Annotated in this window: 20 protein-coding genes; 6 read left to right on the top strand and 14 right to left on the bottom strand. The window is 60.5% G+C overall.

Going from position 1 to position 22,881, the window contains the following annotated elements:
- Positions 1 to 53: 53 nt before the first annotated feature.
- The 3 genes from JNB85_RS03085 to JNB85_RS03075 are packed head-to-tail and all read left to right on the top strand — an operon-like array spanning position 54 to position 3,146.
- The gene (locus JNB85_RS03085; protein WP_220332916.1) at positions 54 to 539 is read left to right on the top strand and encodes a hypothetical protein; all 486 of its coding nucleotides are present in this window, start codon (positions 54 to 56) and stop codon (positions 537 to 539) included.
- Positions 540 to 568: 29 nt separating this feature from the next.
- Entirely contained in the window at positions 569 to 2,044 is a 1,476-nt protein-coding gene (locus tag JNB85_RS03080) for a M81 family metallopeptidase (protein WP_220332915.1), read from the top strand.
- Between the two features lies 1 nt (position 2,045).
- On the top strand, positions 2,046 to 3,146 hold the full coding sequence (locus tag JNB85_RS03075) for a D-TA family PLP-dependent enzyme (RefSeq protein ID WP_220332914.1): 1,101 nt from the start codon (positions 2,046 to 2,048) through the stop codon (positions 3,144 to 3,146).
- A gap of 21 nt (positions 3,147 to 3,167) precedes the next feature.
- Here JNB85_RS03075 and JNB85_RS03070 read toward each other — a convergent pair whose 3' ends face one another.
- From JNB85_RS03070 to JNB85_RS03045, 6 genes are all read right to left on the bottom strand, one after another.
- Complete coding sequence (locus JNB85_RS03070; RefSeq protein WP_220332913.1) at positions 3,168 to 4,301, bottom strand: ABC transporter ATP-binding protein; 1,134 nt, start codon at positions 4,299 to 4,301, stop codon at positions 3,168 to 3,170.
- A gap of 85 nt (positions 4,302 to 4,386) precedes the next feature.
- Complete coding sequence (locus JNB85_RS03065) at positions 4,387 to 5,550, bottom strand: ABC transporter substrate-binding protein (RefSeq protein WP_223216423.1); 1,164 nt, start codon at positions 5,548 to 5,550, stop codon at positions 4,387 to 4,389.
- A 105-nt stretch (positions 5,551 to 5,655) separates the two neighbouring features.
- Positions 5,656 to 6,516, bottom strand: a complete 861-nt coding sequence (locus JNB85_RS03060; RefSeq protein WP_220332911.1) for a carbohydrate ABC transporter permease — start codon at positions 6,514 to 6,516, stop codon at positions 5,656 to 5,658.
- Positions 6,513 to 7,397 (bottom strand): carbohydrate ABC transporter permease, encoded by an 885-nt coding sequence (locus JNB85_RS03055; protein WP_220332910.1) that lies wholly within the window; start codon positions 7,395 to 7,397, stop codon positions 6,513 to 6,515. Before JNB85_RS03055 ends, JNB85_RS03060 begins: the two co-directional genes overlap by 4 nt.
- 12 nt (positions 7,398 to 7,409) lie before the next feature.
- Complete coding sequence (locus JNB85_RS03050; protein WP_220332909.1) at positions 7,410 to 8,567, bottom strand: Gfo/Idh/MocA family protein; 1,158 nt, start codon at positions 8,565 to 8,567, stop codon at positions 7,410 to 7,412.
- Positions 8,568 to 9,027: 460 nt separating this feature from the next.
- Positions 9,028 to 9,876, bottom strand: a complete 849-nt coding sequence (locus tag JNB85_RS03045) for an N-acyl homoserine lactonase family protein (RefSeq protein ID WP_220332908.1) — start codon at positions 9,874 to 9,876, stop codon at positions 9,028 to 9,030.
- Positions 9,877 to 10,011: 135 nt separating this feature from the next.
- Between JNB85_RS03045 and JNB85_RS03040 the strand changes: the two genes are divergently transcribed.
- Positions 10,012 to 10,872, top strand: coding sequence for a helix-turn-helix domain-containing protein (locus JNB85_RS03040; protein ID WP_223216403.1), 861 nt, complete (start codon positions 10,012 to 10,014; stop codon positions 10,870 to 10,872).
- A gap of 8 nt (positions 10,873 to 10,880) precedes the next feature.
- Here JNB85_RS03040 and JNB85_RS03035 read toward each other — a convergent pair whose 3' ends face one another.
- The 8 genes from JNB85_RS03035 to JNB85_RS03000 form a co-directional block, all read right to left on the bottom strand.
- Positions 10,881 to 11,234, bottom strand: coding sequence for a cupin domain-containing protein (locus tag JNB85_RS03035; protein ID WP_220332907.1), 354 nt, complete (start codon positions 11,232 to 11,234; stop codon positions 10,881 to 10,883).
- A 365-nt stretch (positions 11,235 to 11,599) separates the two neighbouring features.
- Positions 11,600 to 12,991 carry an LLM class flavin-dependent oxidoreductase gene (locus JNB85_RS03030; RefSeq protein WP_220332906.1) on the bottom strand — a complete coding sequence of 464 codons (1,392 nt, stop codon included), beginning with the start codon at positions 12,989 to 12,991 and terminating at the stop codon, positions 11,600 to 11,602.
- A 34-nt stretch (positions 12,992 to 13,025) separates the two neighbouring features.
- Complete coding sequence (locus JNB85_RS03025) at positions 13,026 to 14,003, bottom strand: ABC transporter permease (RefSeq protein ID WP_220332905.1); 978 nt, start codon at positions 14,001 to 14,003, stop codon at positions 13,026 to 13,028.
- A 1-nt stretch (position 14,004) separates the two neighbouring features.
- The gene (locus tag JNB85_RS03020; RefSeq protein ID WP_220332904.1) at positions 14,005 to 15,024 is read right to left on the bottom strand and encodes an ABC transporter permease; all 1,020 of its coding nucleotides are present in this window, start codon (positions 15,022 to 15,024) and stop codon (positions 14,005 to 14,007) included.
- Positions 15,014 to 16,564: a sugar ABC transporter ATP-binding protein gene (locus tag JNB85_RS03015; RefSeq protein ID WP_220332903.1), complete on the bottom strand. Its 1,551-nt coding sequence runs from the start codon at positions 16,562 to 16,564 to the stop codon at positions 15,014 to 15,016. Before JNB85_RS03015 ends, JNB85_RS03020 begins: the two co-directional genes overlap by 11 nt.
- A 60-nt stretch (positions 16,565 to 16,624) precedes the next feature.
- Complete coding sequence (locus JNB85_RS03010; protein WP_220332902.1) at positions 16,625 to 17,635, bottom strand: sugar ABC transporter substrate-binding protein; 1,011 nt, start codon at positions 17,633 to 17,635, stop codon at positions 16,625 to 16,627.
- 115 nt (positions 17,636 to 17,750) lie between these two features.
- The gene (locus tag JNB85_RS03005; RefSeq protein ID WP_220332901.1) at positions 17,751 to 18,809 is read right to left on the bottom strand and encodes an ABC transporter permease; all 1,059 of its coding nucleotides are present in this window, start codon (positions 18,807 to 18,809) and stop codon (positions 17,751 to 17,753) included.
- Positions 18,806 to 20,290 carry a sugar ABC transporter ATP-binding protein gene (locus JNB85_RS03000; RefSeq protein ID WP_220332900.1) on the bottom strand — a complete coding sequence of 495 codons (1,485 nt, stop codon included), beginning with the start codon at positions 20,288 to 20,290 and terminating at the stop codon, positions 18,806 to 18,808. The genes JNB85_RS03005 and JNB85_RS03000 overlap by 4 nt, the downstream gene beginning before the upstream one ends.
- Positions 20,291 to 20,525: 235 nt before the next feature.
- On the opposite strand from JNB85_RS03000, the gene JNB85_RS02995 reads away from it, so the two are divergent.
- Both JNB85_RS02995 and JNB85_RS02990 read left to right on the top strand, forming a co-directional pair.
- Positions 20,526 to 21,572: a substrate-binding domain-containing protein gene (locus JNB85_RS02995; RefSeq protein ID WP_220332899.1), complete on the top strand. Its 1,047-nt coding sequence runs from the start codon at positions 20,526 to 20,528 to the stop codon at positions 21,570 to 21,572.
- A gap of 73 nt (positions 21,573 to 21,645) precedes the next feature.
- Positions 21,646 to 22,854, top strand: coding sequence for an acyl-CoA dehydrogenase family protein (locus JNB85_RS02990; protein ID WP_220332898.1), 1,209 nt, complete (start codon positions 21,646 to 21,648; stop codon positions 22,852 to 22,854).
- Positions 22,855 to 22,881 lie beyond the last annotated feature (27 nt).

The raw sequence follows: 22,881 nt of genomic DNA, 5'->3' as shown, positions 1-22,881 counted from the left end.
TTGACCAGTGAAAAACACCGTTTATGAAAAGAATTTAAATCTGGCGACGGAATATGCGTGATCCTTTCAAAAATCCTTTCCCGCCCTCCGACGCCGCACGGCACGCTATCTGGGAGATGCTCGTGCCCCGCGACATCGATGCCTTTCTGGCTGCCGACTGGTCGATGGTCGAAGATGATTTCATCGAGGAAGGCTTTATCGGCATTGATGGGCGCAAGGAGGTCAGCCCCGACAAGTGGCGTCTGGCGTTTCCAACGCTTGTCGCCTATCGCGACGAGTGGCTGAGGCAGGCAAAGGAGTTTGCGGCACAGAGCTTCGCCGAGGACACGCGCAGCGCGATCTTCACGACCACGAGGCTCGAGGACATCGAGATCGAGGGCAACACGGCGCTTGTCCGCAAGAAGTTCGACGGCAGCCTGACGAAGAGCGACGGCACCCGCGACCTCATGCAGTGGCAGACGCTCTATTATTGCAGGCGCCACGAGGGACGGTGGAAGATCTGCGGATTTACCGGCTACCTGCCGAACCCGATGGGTTGAGGCGGCGGCGCAAAACAAGGCTGACCCACTTGCGCATTTTCACGGCGGCACTGGCGACCGAAACCAATACGTTTTCCCCGATCTGCGTGGATCGCCGCGCTTTTGAAGCGTCTCTCTATGCGCCGCCCGGCCAGCATCCGGAAACGCCCACCCTCTGCACTGCGCCAATCACCGTCGGCCGCCGCGTCACCGCTGAAAAAGGCTGGGAGTTGATCGAGGGCACGGCAGCCTGGGCCGACCCCGCCGGCCTCGTCAACCGCCAAGCCTATGAAGGCCTGCGAGACGAAATCCTCGACCAGCTTCGCGCGGCAATGCCTGTCGATGCCGTGGTGATGGGCCTGCATGGGGCAATGGTGGCAGCGGGATATGAGGACACGGAAGGCGACCTCCTGACCCGCATGCGCGATATCGTCGGGCCGGACGTCTTGATCTGCGCCGAACTCGATCCGCATAGCCATCTGACTAGGAAGCGCCTCGAAGCGCTGAATTTCGCCGTCTATTTCAAGGAATTTCCGCATACGGATTTCGTCGATCGCGCCGAGGATCTCTGGCGCATTGCCGTCGACGCGCTTGAGGGCAGGGTCAACCCGGTCAATTCGGTGTTCGACTGCCGCATGATCGATGTTTTCCCCACCTCACGCGATCCAATGCGCTCCTTCGTCGACAAGATCATGCGGATCGAGAGGCAAGACCCTGAAATTCTGTCGATCTCCGTGATCCACGGCTTCATGGTCGGCGATGTGCCCGAGATGGGCACCAAGCTGCTTGTCGTCACCGACGATAATCCGCAAAAGGGTGCAGCGCTGGCGCGCGAACTCGGCATGGAGCTGTTTTCCAAGCGCGGCACCTTCATGATGCCGCAGATCGATGAGAAGGAAGCTGTATCGCGGGCGATGGCCGCCAAAAGCTGGCCGGTCGTCATTGCCGATGTCTGGGACAATCCGGGTGGCGGAACCGCCGGCGATGCCACCGTCGTCCTCGAAGAGCTTCTGGCTCGGGGTGTGGAGAGTGCTGCTGTCGGCACGATCTGGGATCCGATCGCCGTTCAGATCTGTTTTGCTGCAGGCCAAGGCGCCGAAATTCCGCTGCGCTTCGGCGCAAAATCGGCACCGGGAACCGGTAATCCCGTCGACGGGACGGTGAGGGTTGTAAAACTGGTGAAGAATGCCGAGATGCAGTTCGGCGAGAGCCTCGCCCCTTTCGGTGATGCGGCTCATATCGTTTTGAACGGCATAAACATCATTCTCAATTCGACGCGGGCGCAGAGCTTCGATCCGAGCCTGTTTTCAGTGATGGGCATCGATCCGACCAAGCAGAAGATCCTGGTGATCAAATCGACCAACCATTTCTTCGCATCCTTCTCGAAAATCGCCGCCGAAATCCTGTACTGTTCGGCAGGAACCCCCTATCCCAACAACCCGGCGACCACCCGCTATCGCCGTGCGCCGAAGACCATCTGGCCAATCGTGGCCGATCCCCATGGAACCGAACGCGGAGCTGCCTGAGATGCATGACAACCGGGTTGCCGTCGTCGCCAAGGCCGGAGACAGGGTCGCAGATCTTTCCACGCCGCGACCGATCATCGACGAGGACAGGCTGGCCGCCAATATTTTACGGGTCCAGTCCTACATGGACGAGCACGGGCTCAATTTCCGCCCGCATATCAAGACCCATAAGATACCCGCACTTGCCGCGGCCCAGGTTGCGGCCGGCGCCAAGGGCATTAACTGTCAGAAAGTGACGGAAGCCGAGGTCTTTGCCGAAGCCGGTTTCGAAGATATCCTGATCACCTTCAATATCATCGGTGCCGCGAAGCTCGAACGGCTCGGCGCCCTAAACGATCGCATTTCCGGTCTCAAGGTCGTCGCCGACAGCGACGTGACGGTGAACGGCCTGTCGGCACATTTTTCCGGCCGCAAACCGCTGACCGTCCTCGTTGAATGCGACACCGGCGGCGCACGCTGCGGCGTCCAGACGCCAGAGCAGGCGGCTTCGCTCGGCAAGCGCGTCGCTGCCGCTGACGGGCTGACATTCGGCGGTATTCTCACCTATCCGAAGCCGCAATCAGCCGATGCCGTCGAAGCTTTCATTCAGGCAACACTGAAACAATTGACGGCCGAGGGGATCGCCTGCCCGATCGTCAGCAATGGTGGCACCCCCAGTCTTTTTCAGGCGCATCTGGTCAAATCGGCGACGGAGCATCGCGCCGGCACCTATATCTACAATGACCGACAGATGGTCCGGATGGGGCATTGCACGCAGGCCGATTGCGCAATGCATGTTGTGGCGACCGTCGTATCGCGGCCGAATTCCGACCGCGCAGTCATCGACGCAGGCTCGAAGGCGCTGACTTCCGATCTTCAAGGCTTTGCCGATTTCGGCCTCGTCGTCGGATATCCGGAGGCGAAGATAACGAGCCTCTCGGAAGAGCACGGCGTCATTGACCTTTCGGCCTGTAGCGGTCAACGGCCGCAGATCGGCGAAAAACTCTTCATCATTCCGAACCACACCTGCGTGGTTTCGAACCTGTTCGACACGATGGTCTTCCATCGCAACGGCATCGTCACGCGCGTCGAGGACGTCGCCGCCCGCGGGCTCGTCTGGTAATATCGCCTCGTTGATGTCTCTTCAGGCCGTTGCCGAAGCCAAGAGGTTCATGTCGATATCGGTGAGCTCGACCCGACGTTCGAAGGCGACCCCCTCCTCATCGAAGAGATGGCAATCAGCAGCGTTGATACCGACGGCGACAGCCGCATCGGCGCGGATGCCGACACTGCCGGGAAGCATGGCGCAGAAATTCTCCATTTCGCCGCCGAGTGCCGCATAGGCGACGGTGTTTGCGCCAAGCCGTTCGATGACGCTCGGCGTAACCGTCAGCGAAATGTCGCCAGCGGCGAGCTGAATATGCTCCGGCCGGATACCGAGCGTCATTATCTTGCCGACCATGCCGTCGCGGGGCTTCACCGGCAGCGTTGCCGTCTGGCCGCGATAGTCGATGGTAGCCCCCGCCTCACTTGCGGATGTGCAGGTCACCGGCAGGAAATTCATTTTCGGATTGCCGATAAAGCCGGCGACGAACTGGTTGGCGGGCTTGTGGTAGAGCTCAAGCGGAGCGCCGGTCTGGGAAATATTGCCGGCGTCCAAGACGACGATGCGGTCGGCCATCGTCATGGCTTCCACCTGGTCGTGCGTCACATAGATCATCGTCGCCTTCAGCTGCCGGTGCAATTTGGCAAGTTCGATGCGCATGTCGGCGCGAAGGGCGGCATCGAGGTTGGACAGCGGCTCGTCAAACAGGAAGATCTTCGGCTCGCGGACGATGGCGCGGCCGATTGCGACGCGCTGGCGCTGCCCGCCGGAGAGCATGCCGGGCTTCTGCTGCAGCCGTGTGTCGAGATGCAGGATGCGTGCGGCATTCTCGACCTTGGCCTTGAGCTTTTCCTCCTCCATCTTTTCGACGCGCAGCGGAAAGGCGATGTTTTCGAAAACTGTCATGTGCGGATAGAGCGCGTAGGACTGAAAGACCATGGCGATGCCGCGCTTGACGGGCGGCAGGTCGTTGACCCTGACACCGTCGATGACGATATCGCCTTTGCTCGTCGCATCGAGACCTGCGATCATGCGCAGGAGGGTCGACTTGCCGCATCCCGAAGGCCCGACGAAGACGACAAACTCGCCGTTCCTGACGTCGAGCTCGACGCCTTTGAGAACTTCGTAGTCGCCGTAGAATTTTTGAACCTTGTTGAGCTGAAGCTGTCCCAAAAATCTGTCTCCGGTCCCGGCCTGAACGCGCATGAATTGGTCGGTGAGGATCGCAGATCGTCGACCTGCGATCCTCGATATCGGCCTACTTGAAGGCTTCGATCTCGCCTGCAGCCTTCTTCAGAGCGGCTTCAGGCTCGGCCTTGCCGGTGACGACGGACTGGACCATCTCGATCATCGAATTCTGAAAGCCCTTGTAGTCGGTGAAAAGCGGCTCGGGACCACCGAAGGCGATGCCATCGATGAACGGCTTCCACGACGGGTCGGCCTTGACGAATTCGTCGACCTTGGGGGACGGACGCAGCGGGGTGAGGCCCGCACCGCCCTGAAGCTCGTATTCACCCTGCGGACCCGGCGACGTGATGTACTTGGCGAATTCTGCCGCCTTTTCTTCGACGCCCGTGCCCTTGAATACCACGAGGCTGTCGGTGATCAGCAGCGTGCCTTTACCCTTAGCCGAAGGGCCGAGCGGAAGGGCTGCGACGCCCCAGTTGATCTTGGTGTCCTTCAGGCGGGCAGCCGCGCCCGAACCTGCCTGTATCATGCCGACCTTGCCGTCGAGGAAGATCGCGCGGATTTCATTTTGTTCGTAGGCGGTTGCCCCTTCGACGGAGTAGGGGATGATGTCCTTGTAGGCCTGCAGGGCAGCCAGCACTTCCGGGCTGTCCATGACGATCTTGTCGCCATCGATGACCTTGCCGTTATTGGTGTAAACCCAATGCATGAACTGATGCATGGTGTTGTCGAAGGTCTTGGCCGGAAGACCGTAGCCTGCGATACCGGTCTTTTCCTTGATGGCCTTGGCGTCGGCGATTTCTTCGGCCCAGGTCTTCGGCGGCGTTTCCGGGTCGAGACCAGCCTGCTTGAAGAGATCCTTGTTCCAGTAGAGGGCCTTGGTCGAGAATGCGACCGGCACGCCCCACTGCGTATCGTTAAAGGTGACGGTATCGACGATGTTGGGATAATAGCTTTTCTTCTCTTCGTCGGTCATCGGCACCGGAACGATCAAATCGTTTTGGGCGAATTCCTTCAGCGTACGCGAGCCAACATAGGCCATGCCGACCGGCGTGCCTGCTGCAGCAAGCGTCGTCGCCTTGTCCTGGCACTGTTCCCAGCCGACAACTTCCGGCTTGACCTTCCAGCCGGCATTCTTGCCTTCCCATTCCTTGATGTACTTCTCATGGATGGGGTCGATCTTGTCGCCGCAATAGATCCAGCTGATTTCCTGGTCAGCAGCGTGTGCATTCATGGTACCAAGCGCGGTGGAGCCGAGCAGGGCGAGGGCGATCAGCCCGGTCTTGAATTGGATTGTCACTTTTTAGCTCCCGTTTTCTCTGGTGGTTCTGGTTTTGTCTTACTGTTTCACCGCGCCGGCGGTCAGACCGCTGACGAGATACCGTTGAAGGAAGAAAATCACGATGATCGCCGGCGCGATGCCAACGAAACTTGCCGCCATAAGCTCATTCCAAACGACTTCCTGACGGCCGAAATAGGCGAAGAGCCCGACTGGCAGCGGCGCGAATTCGGTCTTGGAATTGAAGGTCAGGGCATAGATGAATTGCTGGGCGTAGGATCCGATGAAGGTAGTAATCGCCACCACTGTAATGCCGGGCATGGCGATCGGCAGGATGACGCGCCGCAGCGTATAGAAATGGCTGGCGCCGTCGACGAATGCCGCTTCATCCAATTCCCTCGGAATGCGCATCATATAGGTGCGCAGGAGCCAGATCGCTGAAGGGATCAGGAAGGCGATGCCCGGGACCATGATCGCGAAATAGGTATTCAGCAGCCCGAAGGAGCGCATCAGCCGGAAGAGCGGAATGAGCAATACAGCGCCCGAAAACATGTTGACGGCCAGGAACGCCCCGAGCAGCAATCCGGCGCCTTTGAACTCGAAGCGTGCGAAGGCGTAGGAGGCCGGAACGACAAGGATCAGCACGGCGATGGTGACGACGGTGGAGATGAAGAAGGAATTGAAGATATAGCGCCCAAAGCCCGGTACGCTGACCCACATCGTCCGATAGGCCTCGAACGAGCCGTTTTCGGGAATGAACCTGTAGGGGGAGGAAAACAGCTGGCTGAGCGGTTTCAGTGAGACGAGAAAACCCTCGACGAAGGGGGCGAGAACGAAGGTGAGGAACACCATGATACCGGCGTAGATGCCGACGACTTCATACCATTTATACCGATTGATCAGCAGATGGGGTGTTTTCATCGCTTGTCTCCGGAGGCAAGGCGGCTGGTAATGCGGAAGTAGCAGACGCAGAAGATCGACAGGAAGATGCAGATCAGCACGGCGCGTGCAGCACCCTCGCCATATTTGTTCGACCCGATCGCGGTGCGATAGGTATCGATGATCATCGTCGTGGTCTCGCCGCTCGGGCCGCCCCGCGTCAGGATCCAGATAATGTCGAAGGAGTTGAAGGTGGCGATTAGCGACAGCATCGACATGGTGATCATCGAGGGCACGATCAGCGGCAGAGTGATGCGGCGGAATCGATAGAAGCGCCCGGCGCCATCCGTCCAGGCGGCCTCATAGAGATCCTGTGGGATCGCCTGCATGGCGGCCAGCATATAGAGCGTCACCATCGGAACGCCGATCCATACATCGGTGATGATCGTTGCCCAGAAGGCAGTCGATCCTTCAGCCAGGAAGGCGACAGGGCCGGAGGCGAGGCCGAAGCGCTGAAGCATGCCGGAAATCATCCCGAACTGGCCGTTATACATCCAACCCCACATGAAGATGCCGATTGCCATCGGCACGATCCACGGCGGCATGGTCAGCACGCGAAAGAGCGCGCGGCCGGGCACGGCGGAGTTCAGCATCGTGGCACCGAAGACGCCGATGATCATCTTGATCGAGACCGAGAAAAACGTCCAGATGAAGGTCCGGATGATGACCTCGGCGAAGGTCGAATTGAAGATCTTGCCGTAGTTGACCCAGCCCACCCAGTTGGTGGTCTTCTTCAGCGACGCGTCGGTAAACGACAGGATGAAGGTGTCGAGGAGCGGATAGGCGACAATCACCGTGACGTAGAGGACAGCTGGAAAAAGAAGGAGCCAGGCGAAGATGACCGTGCTGCGTTGAACACCCATCTTCTCGCCTCCTCAAGCCGCCCTTGTGTGGAGCGCCTCATCGAAGCGGTCCCAGATGGGACGCAGATCGACGACCGTCTTTTTCATCCTCGCCTCGTCCATGGCGAGCGCGAGAATTCCGGCCTCCAATGCGTTCAAGGTCGAGACCGGGAGTTCCAGACCGGTTCGAACGCTTTGGAGAATATCGGCTGCCATCTGCTCGTCGGCGCCGTAGTGCTGCGACAGCTCGGTCGCGGCATATTTCTTTTCGACTATCTTGTTGCCGGTCAGCTGCTCGTGGACATTGAGATAACTGCGGACGAAGTCGCCTTCAGCCATGCCGCGTGAGCCCATGATGGCGAAACGGCGGAACTGGTCGGGAACGTTGAGATTGGTGTGGAAATTCATGCCGACGCCATTGGCGTATTCGACGATCGCGACCTGGTAGTCGATGATGTCGGCGTCGCTGTCGAACACCTTGTCGGACCCCATCCAGCCGCTCGGTTTGCGGTGGAAGAGTTCCAGATCGTTTATGCCTTCGCGCGCCGGGTCGTTTGCGGGAATGAAGCTCTTGCGGCCGCCGAAGCTTGCGACCCGTTCAGGGCGTGCGCCGACGACACCATTATAAAGGTCGAGGTCGTGGCAGCATTTTTCCAGCATGAAGCTGCCGGAATAACGCTCATAACGGCGCCAGTCGCGCATGAAGAAAGCGCCGTGATAGGGCTCTATATGCTCGGAAGCTTCGATGGAGACGATGTGGCCGAGCTTGCCCTCGGCCTGGATGGCGCGCAGGTCCTTATAAAGGGGCGAGTAGCGCAGCACGAGACCGACCATCAGCCGCTCATGGCCGAACTTCGCCATCAGATGGGCAAGTTCGATGCTTTCGGCAATCGTCGTCACGATCGGCTTTTCACAGAAGACCTTGAGGCCAGCCTCGAGACCGAGGCGGATATGATCGAGATGCATGTGGTTGGGCGAGCCGATCATCAGGAGATCGAGCTTCTCGGAGCCCAAAAGCTCCTGCGGCGATCCATAGGCCTTGCCGACAGAGACGCCCTTTTCCGTCAGTCCGGGAAGTCCGGCAGGATCCGGATCGACGTAACCGACGATTTCGAAGCTGCTGTCGATCGCCTTGAAGACATAGCCAAGATAGCCAAGCCGGAATCCCAGCCCTATCATTCCCACTTTCATGCCAACGATGTTCCCGGTTTCGTAATTTATTTTCTTCAAGTTGGGACAAAAATCAGAGGGCGTCAACTGAAAACGCGGCTGGATGCGCGTTGATGAAATTGATTTTCATCAGACGCGATATTTGTGCGGTTTTGCGAGCGGATGGCAGAGGTCACGCATGCACCGCGACACTCCTTGTCCGCTCGACGCCTGGCGCGCGCCGAGGGGAGGGCAGAGTTGAAACTTTGTAGCGGCATCTCATCTTGGAATGTCGTTGGTGAGGCGCCGCTTCGGACGATACCGTGGCGAGATACCTGTCGCGCGGTACCGATTTTCAGCCCGGGGTGCTGAGATCGAGCGGCGCTAAGGAATTGCACCCCTCGCAAGATGATCGACCCGCTCGCGGAGCTCGACCGGATTGCTGCCACCGGCGGTCGGCGCCGATGGCAATTGCGAGCATATGCCAATGGCACCGTGTCGCTTATCTTGCGCTTTCGGGGAAAGCGGGCAGCCGTGAAACATGGGTGGGATCGTGTTGGATGACGAGCGTTGCGTGCAATCCGGCGGTAATCGCCTCGAGGCGTTCCATCGATGCGAGCGTGTCGGCGCGGTTTTCATTGAAACCCGGCACGCCATGAGCAACCAGATTATCCTCGAAATGCACGACATCGCCGGAAAGCAGGACCGGCCCCGTCTTTGCAAGCTTTACCAGGAGCGCGGCTTCCCCTTTGGTATGACCAGGCATCGACAGCATCATCACTGAACCATCGCCGAAGACGTCACGGTCGCCGGTCACGAGGTCGACTTTCGCCTTGCCGGCGAGCCAGGGTTTGACGAGATCCGGTACGACCGCAAAGGGTGGGGGATTGTCGTGAAAAGCCTGCCAATCGGCGGCGCCGATCATGAGCGTGGCTTTCGAAAAGGTCGCAGCCTGCCCGACATGGTCGAAATGGTTGTGGCTGATGCCGATGGTTGCGATTTGCTCCGGTTTGATGCCGATCTGTTTTAACTGCGTCGGGATGTCGGTCTTGAGCGAAGCGCCGATCGGCTGATCCTCAGCCGGTGCCTTGCCGATGAGGTCGGCTGGAAGCCCGGTGTCCCACAGCAGGTAATCACTGCCGTGGCGGATCACGTAGCAACTATCGGTCAGCACCCCTTTCTTGCCGGCAGAAGCGAAGGTATCCGAAAACATCGATAGATCCTTGACGACGATGTCACCGCAATCGAGGCGCCAGAGTTCAAGGTCCGGGGCAGCGCGTGTCGGCGTTGAGGCGAAGGACAGCGACACGGCCGTCACTGCTATCGCAAGGGAAAATTTGAAGGTCTTCACGAAGGTCTCCTTGTCTTGAAGATCCTTCTTATGGCGCCCTTCCTCGCACGCTGTGCGCCAGATTTGTGATCGCTTGAGCCCGAAACGCTCACCCGCGGTATTTTTTCTTGCCAAGCCTTCTTATAGATTGCGGTTATGAACATGATGATCCGTGATCGACGTTCCGAGCTTTCCCACCGCCTGCTCGATCGACTCCGCCCGATGGTGGCGGGAAGGCTCGACGTCGGGATGCATCCTTATGGCGGGCAGCTTTTCGCCTATTGCTGCTTCGACCGCGAACGGATGGCGGCTCTTCGACTTGATTGTCCGATGATCTGCGTCGTGCTCTACGGTCAAAAGGACGTGTGGCTTGGCGATCGTACCCGCTCCTTTCCGGCCGGCTCGCTCTTCATATTACCTGGCGGTGTGCCGATGGACGTGGTCAACATTCCGGACGATAAAACGGGCGTCTATGCGGCCTTGCGGCTTGACGTGCCTTGTCTGCCAGAGGGCGTCCCACCGCTGTCGACTGCAGAGCGCGTCGGTGGTGTCGTCGATCTCGACTCCGTGCCGCTCAGCGCCGATCTCGTCGAGACGATTGGCCACGCAGCATCCACGATTGCCGATCTCAGCGTCGGCGAAACGATAAAAAGGCTCAGGCTGACGGAGGTCCTGGCGCTATTGCGCCCACTTGCGCAGGCACGACCACTCTTCAGACAAAGCCTGTCAGGCGATATCGCCTGGCTGATCGCGACGGCCCCTTCGCAGGCGTGGAGCGTGTCTGATGTCGCGGAGAAGCTCGGGATCGGCGCGTCAACGCTGCGACGTCGATTGGCCACGGACGGCACCTCCTTCCGGGCAATCTTGCGGCGTGAGCGTCTGAAAGCTGCGCAACATGCAATCACGTCCGGGGCCACGGCAATTGCTGCAGCCGAGGCTGCGGGCTACGTTTCGCGCTCTCACTTTTCCCGCCGATTTCGCGAAAGTTTTGGGACAAGCCCAACGGGGCGGACATAGCTCCCCGCTCAGCTCTGGTGAGCCTCAGCCCAGTGCGGATATGTGACGTAAGCCGTCGTCGCGCCCTCTCCTTCGGTCGTAATTGTCACGGATTGACCTTTGGGCATGTAGACGATGTCGCCGGGCCCCGCGGTGACAGTGCCGCCGCTTGTGGATACGGACAACCGTCCTTCGAGGACGATCATCGTGTCGTCCACCGCCATCGTTTCTGTGAGCGATTGTCCGGGGGCATAGCGGCCGTAGCCGATCGTGACTGGGCCTCCGTTCTTCTCGTCGACCAGATTTCCGACATAGATTTCGGCATCCTGTCCCGGCGACTTGACGAGCTTTGCGTCCGAAATGCTGAACTTTTGGACCTTCATTCGCTATCTCCTGCGTTTCCGGTAGACATAGTGCGAAAGCCAGGCCCGCCAACCGCGACAGATGGAGGGGAAGAGATGACCGAGACAGCGTGCACCATTTCAACGCCCGAATAGCGGAAGTACCTTGAGATCCGGGAGGCGGCAGAGCGTTCCAAGCGAGACAAGGTCTTCAAGGCGATCGACGAAGCGGTTACCGAAGTCGCTGACGGATTGAGGGAGGCGGGGCTGGAATTCGAGCCGACCAGCAGCGAATATTTTAGGTTCACGGTCCAGCAGGTGACATTCGTCCGCCTATGCGGCGGTGACCGTCACACGCTGCAAGGCGGCGATCGAGCATCTTACAAACTTCTCGCAAATGACATTGATCATTCTGCGGCCATCTCGGACTTGGGTGACAACACACGATGGGTGGTTCCAGGGTGCGGAGCGACGAGGCGCGGCCCCGCTCGCCCAAGCTTCTCACGTAGCGTCCCCTGCCGATACTCGGTCTTATAGACTCCGCGCTTCTGCAGTTCGGGCACCAGCAAATCGACGGCATCCTCAAAACTCTCGGGTGTTATGGCATAGGCGAGGTTGAAGCCGTCGACATCCGTGTCTTCGATCCATTCCTGCATCAGGTCGGCGACCGTCTGCGGCGAGCCGACGAAGACAGGGCCGAAACCGCCGACGCCGACCCAGTCAGCCATTTCGCGCACCGTCCATTCCCTGTCCGGATCGATAGTCGTGAAGGTCTCGACAGCCGATTGCACGGCGTTGGTATGCCGGTGTCGCAGCACCTCATCCGGTCCGAACTGGCCAAAGTCGATGCCTGTCCAGCCGGAAATCAGCGTCAATGCGCCTTCGAAGGACGCGTGCTGGCGGTATTCGTTGAACTTTCGCTGCGCTTCGGCATCCGTTTCGCCGAGCACGACCGTCTGGAGATTGAAAGCGAGAATCTCGCGTGGATTGCGGCCGACGCGCGCGGCAGCCTCGCGGACATTGGCAACATAGCGTTTCAGCACGGCCTTCGAAGGTGCCGCGACGAAGATGCATTCGGCATGCGCGCCAGCAAAATCCTTGCCGCGGCTGGAGGCGCCGGCCTGATAAAGCACTGGGGTGCGCTGTGGCGAAGGCTCGCTCAGGTGAATGCCGGGAACAGTGAAATATTTGCCGGAATGATTGATCGGATGGACCTTTTCCGGATGGGTGAAGATGCCTGTTTCGCGGTCGCGGACGACGGCGTCATCTTCCCAGCTTCCTTCCCAGAGCTTGTAGCAGACTTCGAGATATTCGTCGGCGAGGTCGTAGCGGTCGTCATGGTTGGTCTGTGCCGGCTGGCCGATATTGAGGGCGCCGCTGTTGAGATAAGAGGTGACGATATTCCAGCCGACACGACCCTTGGTGAGATGATCGAGCGTGGAGATGCGCCGAGCAAAAGTATAGGGGTGCTCGAAGGAGAGTGAGGCCGTCAGTCCAAAGCCGAGATGTTCGGTCTCGTAGGCCATGGTCGGGATAAGTTGCAGCGGATCATTGACCGGCACCTGCGCCGAATGGCGGAGCGCGGCATCGACGTTGCCGTTCAGCACGTCGTAGACGCCGAGCACGTCGGCGATGAAGAGACCGTCGAACTTGCCCCGCTCCAGCGTCTTTGCCAGATGCACCCAATAATCCAGATTCTTGTAGGTCCAGGACTTGTCGCGCGGATGCCGCCATAGCCCCGGTGACTGGTGTCCGACGCAATTCATATCGAAGGCGTTGAGCCTGATTTCACGGGTCATGTCACATTTCCTGCATCTGTCGGCGGGTTGAGGTTCAGGCGCCGACGGTTTTCCTGTTGATGAAGCTGAAGGCGAGGACGGCAAAGATGAGCATGCCGGTGCCGACCTGTTGCCAGTAGAAGTTCAGGCCGGTCAGCAGCAGGCCATTGGCGACGATGCTGAGGAGCAGGACGCCGAGAACGGTGCCAAGCACATTGGGCCGGCCGAGCGGCGACAGTGTTGTACCGATGAAGGTGGCGCCGATGGCGTTCAGCAGGAACGCATTGCCGGAGGAAGGGATATAGACCGTCACCGTTGCCGTCAGGATCAGGCCGGCAACGGCGGCAGTGGTTCCGGCAAGAATGAATGTCGCCGCGACATGAGCACCAAGCCCGATGCCGGAATAGCGCACGACGCTCGGCTGGATTCCGATCGAAAGCACGACGCGTCCAAACCGCGTCCAGGCAAAGGCAGCCGCTGCACCTGCGATGATGACGGCCGCAATGATGAGGGGCACCGGCACATTCGCGATCGTTCCGTGCCCGAGGAAACGGAAGGCGGGCGGAATGCCCGAGGGCGGCAGATAGACGGGGTTGCCGCCATTGGTCAGCAATTGCTGGATACTGCGCCCGATGAACAATGTGCCAAGCGTCGCGAGGAAGGGCGCGACGCCGATTGCAGACACCAGAATGGCGTTGAAGGCGCCGACAAGCGCGCCCGCGGCAAGACCGGCCAGGAGGGCCAGTGGCACCGGCTGCCCGGCCAGCGCGAGGGAGACGAAAGCGAAACTTGCAAAATCGACCGCCGTGCCCACGGAGAGATCGATGCCACCGGCCGATACGGCGAAGGTCATCGCGATCGAGACGATGGCGAGCAATGTGAAGTTGTTCACCAGAATGCTCTGGAGATTGCCAGGAGTGAGGAAGGTGGACGCCAGGATCGAGAAGACGGAGAAGACCGCGACGAGCGCCACGATCAGTCCATATCGTGCGAAGCCCGCGGCCGAGCGTCCGGCAAAAGTCGGAGCGGACATGTCAGATCTCCCGTTTGCGCAGCAATGTCGTGGCTGACACGACGATCAGGATGAGAAGGCCCTGCACGCCGCTGACGAGCGTGCTCGGCAGGTTCAGCAGTTGGAAGCCGTTAGTCAGGAAGCCGACGAAAAGCGCCGATATCAGCGTTCCCGGAACGGTCGGCACCAGGCGACGGGAGAAGACTGCGCCGAGCAGCGCGATGACGACGACAGGCAGCAGCGCTTCACCCGAACCGGTCGTGCTGCCGCTGAGATAGGAGACCGAAAGGATGCCGGCAAAACCACCGCAGAACCCGCTGGCAATGAAGGCACTTGAAAGCAGGCGCTTGAGCGGCAGGCCCGCAGCGCGTGCAGCGTCCGGAAACTCGCCGACCGCATAGAGCCTCAGCCCCACAGGCGTATATTGCACGATTGCCGTCGCGATTGCTGTAAAGGCGATCAGGACATAGGCAAGGATCGGGATGCCGACGCTGTCGGAAGCCGAAATTGCCGTCAGGAAATCGGTGGAAGCGGGAACGACCGTATTCTGCGTGAGAACCAGTTCGAGCCCGGCGACGACGTTCATCACCGCAAGGGTTGCAAGCAGCGGTACGATACCTGCCAGAACGACGGCGGCCGCATTGACCAAGCCGATCGCAAGCCCGGTGAGCAAGGCGGCGGTGACCGCCACGGGATCGCCGTAGCCGAGCTGGATCAGCGAGGCGTAAACGGCAGCGCTCAAGCCCATATTCGCCGCCAGTGACAGATCGATGCCGCCGGTGACGACATTCGAACCGCCTGCGATCAATACGACCGTCAGGCCGATCGCGAGAACACCTGAAATGGCGGATTGGCCGAGGACATTGCCGATATTGCCGACCGACAGGAAATAGGGAGCCGTCAGCGAGAAAACCAAAAGGATTGCAGCAAAGGCGAGCAGAGAACCGAAGCGGAGAACTGCGACAGCGGCTTTGCCTTTTGCCTGCGGCGGTTGATCCGACGAGGCGACGGGGAGGGTGGCAAACTGAATGTCAGCCGACATGGCGTAGTCCTTCCGAAGCGCCGGTCGAGACGGACAGCACTTCATCCGTTGTGGTCTTTGCGGAATCGAGTTCGCGGATCAGCCGTCCGCGGAAAAACACCAGAATGCGATCGGTGATGCCGACGAGTTCCGGCAGGTCAGAGGATAAAACGATAACGCCGGCGCCACGCGCGGCAAGCTCGCCGATCAGCGCGTAGATCTCGACTTTGGAGCCGATATCGACGCCGACCGTCGGTTCGTCCAGCAGATAGATTTCCGACTGACGGCTCAGCCATTTGGCGATGGCAACCTTCTGCTGGTTGCCGCCGGAAAGCGTGCGAACCAAGGCATCGCGGCCTGTCGTCTTGATCTGCAGGCGCTTGATGAGTTCGGTCGTATCGGAGCGCTCGCGCTTCAGATTGAGAAAACCGAAACGGCTGTAGCGGGCAAGGCTCGGAAGCGTGATATTTTCGGACAGGCTGAGATCGAGGCCCACGCCATGTCCGCGCCGATCCTCGGGAACGAGCGCAAGCCGGCGGTCCACGGCTGTTGCGGGGCTGCGTGGCTGCCCCGTTTGTCCTTCTATCTCGATCTCGCCACTGGCAGCCTGTTCCAGCCCGAACAATGTGCGAATGAGGTCCTTTGCGCCCGAGCCGAGAAGGCCGGTAATGCCGAGCACTTCGCCGCGGCGCAAGGTGAAACTGATATCATGGAAACGGTTCGGCGACGAAAGCGCCCTGACCTTCAGTATGTCTTCGCCGGGCTCCACGCGGCGCTTGGGAAACATCTCGGCAATATCGCGTTCGATCATCAGGCTGGCGATCGCCTTGGCTGAGGTTTCGCCGATCGAAAGCGAGGCCACATCCAGGCCATTGCGCAACACGGTGACGTGATCGCACAATTCCTCGATCTCGTTGAGGTAGTGCGAGATATAGACGATCGTCACACCTTCGTCGCGCAGCCGGCGGATCAGACGGAAGAGGATTTCGGCCTCGCGCCTGACGAGGGCGGCGGTCGGTTCGTCGAAAACCAGCACTTTCGGCTGATGCAGCAGCGCCCGGGTGATCTGGACGATTTGCCTTTCGGCGGTCGACAGCTCGCTGATTAGAGCATTCTTCGGCAGGTCCACGCCGAAATAATTGGCAAGAAGCTCGGCGGCGCGCTTCTGCATGGCCCGCCGGTCGATGAACGGCGTTCCCGCAAGCCGCGTTTCGCGCCCGAGAAACAGCGCCTCGCCGACGGTGAATGTCGGAACCAGCAGCCGGTCCTGATGAATGAAATGGATGCCGAGCTCGTCGCAGAGATGCGGCGTCAGCCGGTCATAGGCTTTGTTTTCAATTTCAATCCGGCCATCATCCGGTTTATGCAGCCCGGCAAGCAGCTTGATCAGCGTCGACTTACCGGCGCCGTTTTGCCCGACGAGGCCGTGGACGGTGCCGCGGCGTATGGCGACCGATGCGCCGGCAAGCGCCTGCGCGCCTCCGAAGCGCTTCACGATGCGGTCGAAGCGAATGATGACGTCATTATTCTCGGCCTGTTGCGTCGGGGCGGATGCAGTCATGATGCAGCTTTCCGGAAAGGGGCGGACCTTGTGGCGCCGGCCACAAGGTCCGGTTCGATATCAACCAATGCCAAGCTTCTTGACGATCTCGGATACGTTTTCCTTGTTGGCGAGCAGCGCCGGCACATAGGTTTCGCGCGGCAGGGTCTGGCCGGCGAGCAGCTTGGCGACGTTGCGGATCGCCGCGCGGCCGATCTCTGCCGGCTGCTGGGCAGCATCGGCGCCAGCCGGCGAGTTCTTGTCGGCGACGAGCTGGAGAACCTCCGGGCTGCCATCGACGCCATAGGTGCGGATCTCGTTGCGGCCGGCGGCAGCGATCGCCTGCGTCGCGCCGAGCTGCGGTATGTCCCAGGCCGACCAGACGGCATTGATCGAGCCCTTGTCCGGATATTTGTTGAGGATCGCGGTGATCTGGGTGAAAGCGTCCTGGACCGTGTTGGGGATGACGTCCCGCAGCTCCGGCTGGATGATCTTCACCTTCGGGAAATACTTGATGACGTTGACAAGCTGGTCGTAGCGGATCGCGCAGGGCGTGACACCGTAGAAGCCGTTGAAGACGACGATATTACCCTCGCCGCCGATATCGGAGACGAGCTGCAGGGCGAGGTCCTTGCCGATGCCCCAGTTGTCCGACGTCGTGTTGTTGATCGAATTGGTCGAGCCGACATCGACGGTCAGCACCGGGATGCCGGCATCGCGGGCCTTCTTGAGCCAGGGATCGATGACGCTGAGCGTGCCGAGGATCTGGACGAGCGCATCTGGTTTTTGGGCGACAAGTGTCTGAAGCTGGGCGATCAGCTTGCCGTCGTTGCGGCCGGCATCGACGGCGATCGGCTCGCCACCGAGCCGCTTCACCTCTTCGATCTGGGCATTGTAGACCTGCAGATCGAAATAGTGGTCGGTGCCGGTGGCGCTGATGGCGATGCGCTTGCCCTTCAGGGTAAGGCCTTCGTCTTCAGCCCTTGTCGCGGGCGCAGTCAGCATGCTCGCGCCTGCAAATGTCGCTCCCGCAACTGCCGCGAGCTTCAAGATTTCGCGGCGTCCGAAGCCGCCTCCAAGTCCTTCATTCATAACGATACCCTCTCAATCTGATAGTCTATAAACTATATAGATTTTAGGCGCATAAGAGGTACGTTATTCCAAAAGCATGCGATCGCAGGAAATTTTCTGAGGCCAAATCCCGCTGTCAGCGATCGGTGTTGCGGCCGAGGCCGTAGGTCAGCGCCAAGGCCCCGACGAGCACGATGCCCTTGACGAAATCCTGGGTGTAGTAGGGGGCGTTCAGCATGGTGAGGCCGTTGAGCAGCACACCGACGAAGACAGCGCCGGCAATCGTGCCGAGCACGTTAGGACGGCGCAGGTTGAGGACGGCAAAGCCGATCAGTGCGGCTGCGACCGAGTCCATCAGCAGCGACCCGCCGGAGGAAACGTCACCGCGGCCGACGCGGGCGGCGATCACGATACCGCCAAGAGCTGCCAAGGTTCCCGAGATGACATAGGCGAGTGTCTTCAGCCGCGTCGTGGAAGCGCCGGCAAGCCGCGTTGCCACCTCATTGCCGCCGGTCGCAAAGAGCAGCCGGCCGATGCGGGTGCGCTCGGTCAGCACGAAGAGGACGATCGCGACGACGGCCATCAGCACGACGGAAACGGGCAGGGTGCCAAACAGGCTGTAACGGCCGATCAGCAGGAAGGCCGGGTCATAGGCGCCGGTCGCCTTGGAGCCGTCGGGCAGAACGAGGCCGGCTGAGATCGAGCGCCCGGCCGTCGGAATGAGCTGCAGGCCGGACAACAGGAACATCATGGCGAGCGTGGCGAGCAGATCTGGCACACGCAGGCGCACAATGAGGAAGGCATTGACGAGCCCGATAGCCGCGCCGAAGGCAAGCACCAAAGGTACGGTGGCGACGGCATTCAGATGCAGGACGATCATGGCATAGCTTGCCGCCATGACGCTGGAGGCGGCAACCGCACCGATCGACAAATCGAAGCCGCCGACAGCAAGTGTCACGGTGACGCCGGCGCCGAGAATAGCAACAACAGATACGGCTTGGAGAATACTCATCAGGTTGCCAATATTGATGAAGGCCGGTTTGGCATAGGTGAAACCGATCACCATCAGCCCGAGCAGGATGAAGACAGCGCCGGCGCGAAGGACGCTGCCGAGCGCCAGAAGACGACTGGCCGGGCTGCGGCTTTCCGGCCCTGCGACAGCCGTCGGAAGCCCTTTTTCGTCGATGATCGTCATGCGGAAAGTCCCTGTATGGCTGAAGAAGAGGCGGCACCGATGACATCAGACAGTAAGCTATGGCGGTCGATGGTCAGGATGCGGTCGGCGACCTCGTAGGCCTCTTCGGGATCGGATGTGGCAATCAGGGTTGCGCGGTCGGTGCGTGCCCGTATCGCCTGGATGATATCGTGGCGGGCGCCGACATCGACGCCCTGGAATGGCTCGTCGAGCAGCAGTAGCCGGCTGAACTCCGCCTCCCAGCGGGCGATCACCGTCTTCTGCTGGTTGCCGCCTGACAGCGTCCAGACGGAGGCCAGCGGCCCGGCGGCTTTGATGCCGAGACGGGAAATAGCCCGTTCAGCCTCGTGGCGCTCGCGGCCGCCAAGGAGGAGACCGTGCGGATACCATTTGGAAAGATGCGGCAGGCTGATGGTGGCGGCGAGCGAATTGCCGGGCCAAGCGGCAGGCATGAGGGAGGAGCGGTGGCGGTCTTCCGCGGCCATTGCTATACCGGCTGCAATGGCGTCGCCAGGCGATCTCGGCCGGTAGGACCTGCCGTCGAGCCGCATCTCGCCACTCGCGAATCCTCTTGCGCCGAAGATCGCAGACAGCAGGTGGCTCTTGCCGGAGCCGAGCACGCCGGTAATGGCGACGACCTCACCCTCGTGCAGCGTCAGATCGAAGGGCGCACTTGTCGACAGAAGTCGGATATCGTGCATTTCGAGAACGGCCAGACCGGTCGCCGGTCGGGCGTCCGGCCGCGCCGCTTCCAGCCGGCGGCCGATCATGGTTTCAATGGCGCTGGAAAAATCGATGGGGCGGTTGAAGCTGCCGACGACGCGGCCGCCGCGCATGACGAGCGCCCGGTCGGCGATCGCTTCGAGATCGGCAGTCCGGTGCGAGATGTAGAGGATTGCAAGACCTTGCGCGCGCAGACCGAGCAGGATGTCGAAGAGGCGCCGGCTCTCGTCTGCCGAAAGGCTTGCAGTCGGCTCGTCGAGGATCAGCAGGTCGGCTTTGTTGGCGAGCGCCCGAGCGATAGCCACGAGTTGCCGGTCGGCGGCAGTCAGATCGCCGAAATCTCGGTCGAGCGGCAGAGAGAAGCCGGCGGCGTCGAGCATGATGCGGGCCTGGCGCCGCACGCTTGCCCGTGAGACAAAGAAAGGCGTGCCCCGCTCGGCGAAGCGATGCAGCAACAGGGCGTCGGCCACCGTCAGACCTGCCGCGCCGACAAGGTCGGTCGACTGGTGCACGGTCACCACGCCGGCCCTCGCCGCTTCGGACGGGCTTCTCGGAGAGAAGAGCCGGTCGTTCAGACTGATCGTGCCGCCATCGGCTGCGAGCACACCTGACAATATCTTTACCAGTGTCGATTTGCCTGCGCCGTTGGCGCCCATCAGCGCAACGATCTCGCCGCGCTCAATCGAAAAATGGGCGCCCTCCAGGGCGCGCGTCGACCCGAAACTGCGGGTGATGTTTTCGACATGAAGGAGTGGCATCGGGCAAGTCCAGGTCTGCTTTCAAGCCGCAATATTGGCCTGCAAGGTGCCCGAACCTCCAGGCACGCTTTGCCGCCTGCGCGTGGTGTCGGGAACAAAGAATCTCCGGAAAGCGCGAAAATCGGATCATTAAATCTACTAAAAACATAGAGTTTATATCTAATAATTTCATGCGTCGCAGGAGAACTGCCTGCCTGTCAGACGACGCTCACGATCGACCAGAAGGACCGCGACGATGAAATCCCTCGCACGGCTTGCTCTCTCTGCCGCCGCAATCTCTTTCCTCTATGCCCAGCCTTCCCTTGCGGGTGGCGTGAGCGGCGCTCCTACGCCCTTCGACAAGGGTGGCGTCAAGGTGGCGCTGATCAGCTATATCTCCGCCGGCGACTTTTTCCAGGCCTATCAGGCCGGGGCAGAAGCCCAAGCCAAGGCCCTCGATATCGACCTGCGCGTCTTCCCAGGACGGCAGGATGCCGCCGAACAGCGCGAACAGATCCTGCAGGCGATCAATCTTGGCGTGGCCGGCATCGTCGTCGACCACGGCCTGCCGGAATCGCTCGGTGATGTCGTCCAGCAGGCGTTGGACAAGGGCATCAAGGTTGTCGCTTTCGACGTCAACCTCAACAATCCCAAGGTGCCGCAGGTCGAGCAAAGCGACCACGAACTCGCCGAGCGCGCACTGGAGCAGGCGGTGAAGGACAACGGCAAGAGCTTCAATGCCGGTTATGTCTATGTCGCAGGATTCGCGCCGCTCGACCGCCGCAACGAGGTCTGGGAGAGGTTCAAGTCGGAGAATTCCGGTGTGGTCGAGAAGGCCCGCTTCGGCAATGTCAGCGACACGACCGCGACCTCAACGGCCGATCAGGCCAAGGCTGCGCTGACCGCAAATCCGGATATCAGCGTCGTCTTTGCGCCCTATGACGAGTTTGCCCGCGGCGTGAAGCTTGCTGCCAACGACCTCGGTATCGCGAGCAAGCTGAAGATCTATTCGGCCGACGTCTCGACCGCCGACATTCAGGAAATCACCGAAGAAGGCAGCCCCTGGGTTGCGACGGTTGCGACCAACCCGGCCGTCGTCGGCGCGGTTTCCGTACGCGCGGCGGCTCTGCAGATCGCCGGGCAGGAGATCCCTCATCAGATCACGGTCAAGCCGACGCTGCTGACGCAGGAAAGCCTGCGTGCGGCCGGCGTCAAGACGATCGAGGAATTGGCGCAGAAAATCCCGGCCTTCAGCACAAGCGATGCGGCAACCGCGAGCTGGATTCCGGACAAGCTTTTCTAAGCTGCCTGCCTCGATCTTCCGGCGGGGTTGTGCGGCCCCGCCGGCCCCATCTCTAAAGCCGGAGTTTTTACCCATGAGCCAGTCCAATGTCGTCTTCGCGAAGAACCGCAGCACGACGCGGGGGGACCTCTTTGCCCGCGCCGAGGAAATCTCGGCCGATCTTTCCAGACGTGCAGCTGAGCTCGACCGTGACGGTCGTCCACCGCTGGCCGAGATCGTCAAGCTGAAGAATGCCGGCCTGCTGAATGCCCTGCATGATCAACAGATCGGCGGCGGCGGGTTGAACTGGGTCGATGGCTTGCGGCTGGTGCGCATCCTGGCGCGTGGTGAAAGCTCCATCGGCCAGCTTCTCGGCTATCACTACGTCAACAGCCAGTACATTTACTGGGCACTCGATAAAGCCCGCGCCAACGCGTTCGGCTCTGAAACCGTTGCGAAAAACCTCTATTGGGGCGCCGCCGTCAATCCTCGGGATCCGGGCCTTATTCTTACCCGCCGCGGCAACGGCTATGTGCTGAACGGACGCAAGTCCTTCTCCACCGCCGCCCACGTGTCCGACTATATCAATGCCAATGCGACGCTGGACGACAAGATCGTCGGCTTCGCTGTACCTACCAATCGGTCGGGCTACCAGGCAAACGACGACTGGGACAATTTCGGTCAACGTCTTTCGGATAGCGGCAGTGTCGAATTCCACGATTTCCCCGTCTATGAGGAGGATTTCGTCGGTGCCCCGGCCGCTCCCGATGCAGCGCCGCCCGTCCTCTCGACCTTCAACACACCGCTTATCCAACTCGTTTTCGTCAACTTCTATCTCGGCAGCGCCGAAGGCGCACTTCAGGCTGCGATCGATTATGTGCGCACGACGACGCGTCCTTGGGTTACGTCAGGCGTCGAGCGTGCCGCCGACGATCCCTATATTCTCGAACGGGTCGGCGAGTTCACCGCTACGCTGAAGGCCTCTGCGGCGCTGGCCGATGCGGCAGCAGCGGCAGTCCAGGCCGGGCTTGCAAAGGGTCATGCCGTCACGGCACGCGAGCGCGGCGAGGCGGCTGCGGAAGCCTATGCCGCCAAAGTGCACGCCACCCATGTCTCGCTCGATATTACGTCACGCGTCTTCGAACTGACCGGCGCGCGGTCGACGGCGGAGAAATATCGCTTCGACCGTTTCTGGCGCAACGTGCGCACTCATACGCTGCACGATCCGGTTTTCTACAAGGCCAAGGAAGTCGGCGAGTTCGTGCTGAACGACAGGATTCCCGAAGTCAGCCTTTACAGTTGAGATCAGGCGCATTTACTCAAGAAAGAA

It is taken from the genome of Rhizobium mesosinicum (genome assembly GCF_019511345.1).
Classification (GTDB): domain Bacteria; phylum Pseudomonadota; class Alphaproteobacteria; order Rhizobiales; family Rhizobiaceae; genus Rhizobium; species Rhizobium mesosinicum.
The sequence above is the reverse complement of the archived record's forward strand: the minus strand, read 5'-3'. Positions and strand labels throughout refer to the sequence as shown.

Excerpts from the sequence above, each read along its gene's own strand:
- JNB85_RS02995 (WP_220332899.1), top strand. The coding sequence starts at position 20,526 with ATGAAATCCCTCGCACGGCTTGCTCTCTCTGCCGCCGCAATCTCTTTC.
- JNB85_RS03060 (WP_220332911.1), bottom strand. The coding sequence starts at position 6,516 with ATGAAAACACCCCATCTGCTGATCAATCGGTATAAATGGTATGAAGTC.
- JNB85_RS03015 (WP_220332903.1), bottom strand. The coding sequence starts at position 16,564 with ATGACTGCATCCGCCCCGACGCAACAGGCCGAGAATAATGACGTCATC.
- JNB85_RS03085 (WP_220332916.1), top strand. The coding sequence starts at position 54 with ATGCGTGATCCTTTCAAAAATCCTTTCCCGCCCTCCGACGCCGCACGG.
- JNB85_RS03005 (WP_220332901.1), bottom strand. The coding sequence starts at position 18,809 with ATGACGATCATCGACGAAAAAGGGCTTCCGACGGCTGTCGCAGGGCCG.
- JNB85_RS03055 (WP_220332910.1), bottom strand. The coding sequence starts at position 7,397 with ATGGGTGTTCAACGCAGCACGGTCATCTTCGCCTGGCTCCTTCTTTTT.
- JNB85_RS03035 (WP_220332907.1), bottom strand. The coding sequence starts at position 11,234 with ATGAAGGTCCAAAAGTTCAGCATTTCGGACGCAAAGCTCGTCAAGTCG.
- JNB85_RS02990 (WP_220332898.1), top strand. The coding sequence starts at position 21,646 with ATGAGCCAGTCCAATGTCGTCTTCGCGAAGAACCGCAGCACGACGCGG.
- JNB85_RS03000 (WP_220332900.1), bottom strand. The coding sequence starts at position 20,290 with ATGCCACTCCTTCATGTCGAAAACATCACCCGCAGTTTCGGGTCGACG.
- JNB85_RS03030 (WP_220332906.1), bottom strand. The coding sequence starts at position 12,991 with ATGACCCGTGAAATCAGGCTCAACGCCTTCGATATGAATTGCGTCGGA.
- JNB85_RS03020 (WP_220332904.1), bottom strand. The coding sequence starts at position 15,024 with ATGTCGGCTGACATTCAGTTTGCCACCCTCCCCGTCGCCTCGTCGGAT.
- JNB85_RS03075 (WP_220332914.1), top strand. The coding sequence starts at position 2,046 with ATGCATGACAACCGGGTTGCCGTCGTCGCCAAGGCCGGAGACAGGGTC.
- JNB85_RS03010 (WP_220332902.1), bottom strand. The coding sequence starts at position 17,635 with ATGAATGAAGGACTTGGAGGCGGCTTCGGACGCCGCGAAATCTTGAAG.
- JNB85_RS03025 (WP_220332905.1), bottom strand. The coding sequence starts at position 14,003 with ATGTCCGCTCCGACTTTTGCCGGACGCTCGGCCGCGGGCTTCGCACGA.
- JNB85_RS03050 (WP_220332909.1), bottom strand. The coding sequence starts at position 8,567 with ATGAAAGTGGGAATGATAGGGCTGGGATTCCGGCTTGGCTATCTTGGC.
- JNB85_RS03065 (WP_223216423.1), bottom strand. The coding sequence starts at position 5,550 with ATGAATGCACACGCTGCTGACCAGGAAATCAGCTGGATCTATTGCGGC.
- JNB85_RS03040 (WP_223216403.1), top strand. The coding sequence starts at position 10,012 with ATGAACATGATGATCCGTGATCGACGTTCCGAGCTTTCCCACCGCCTG.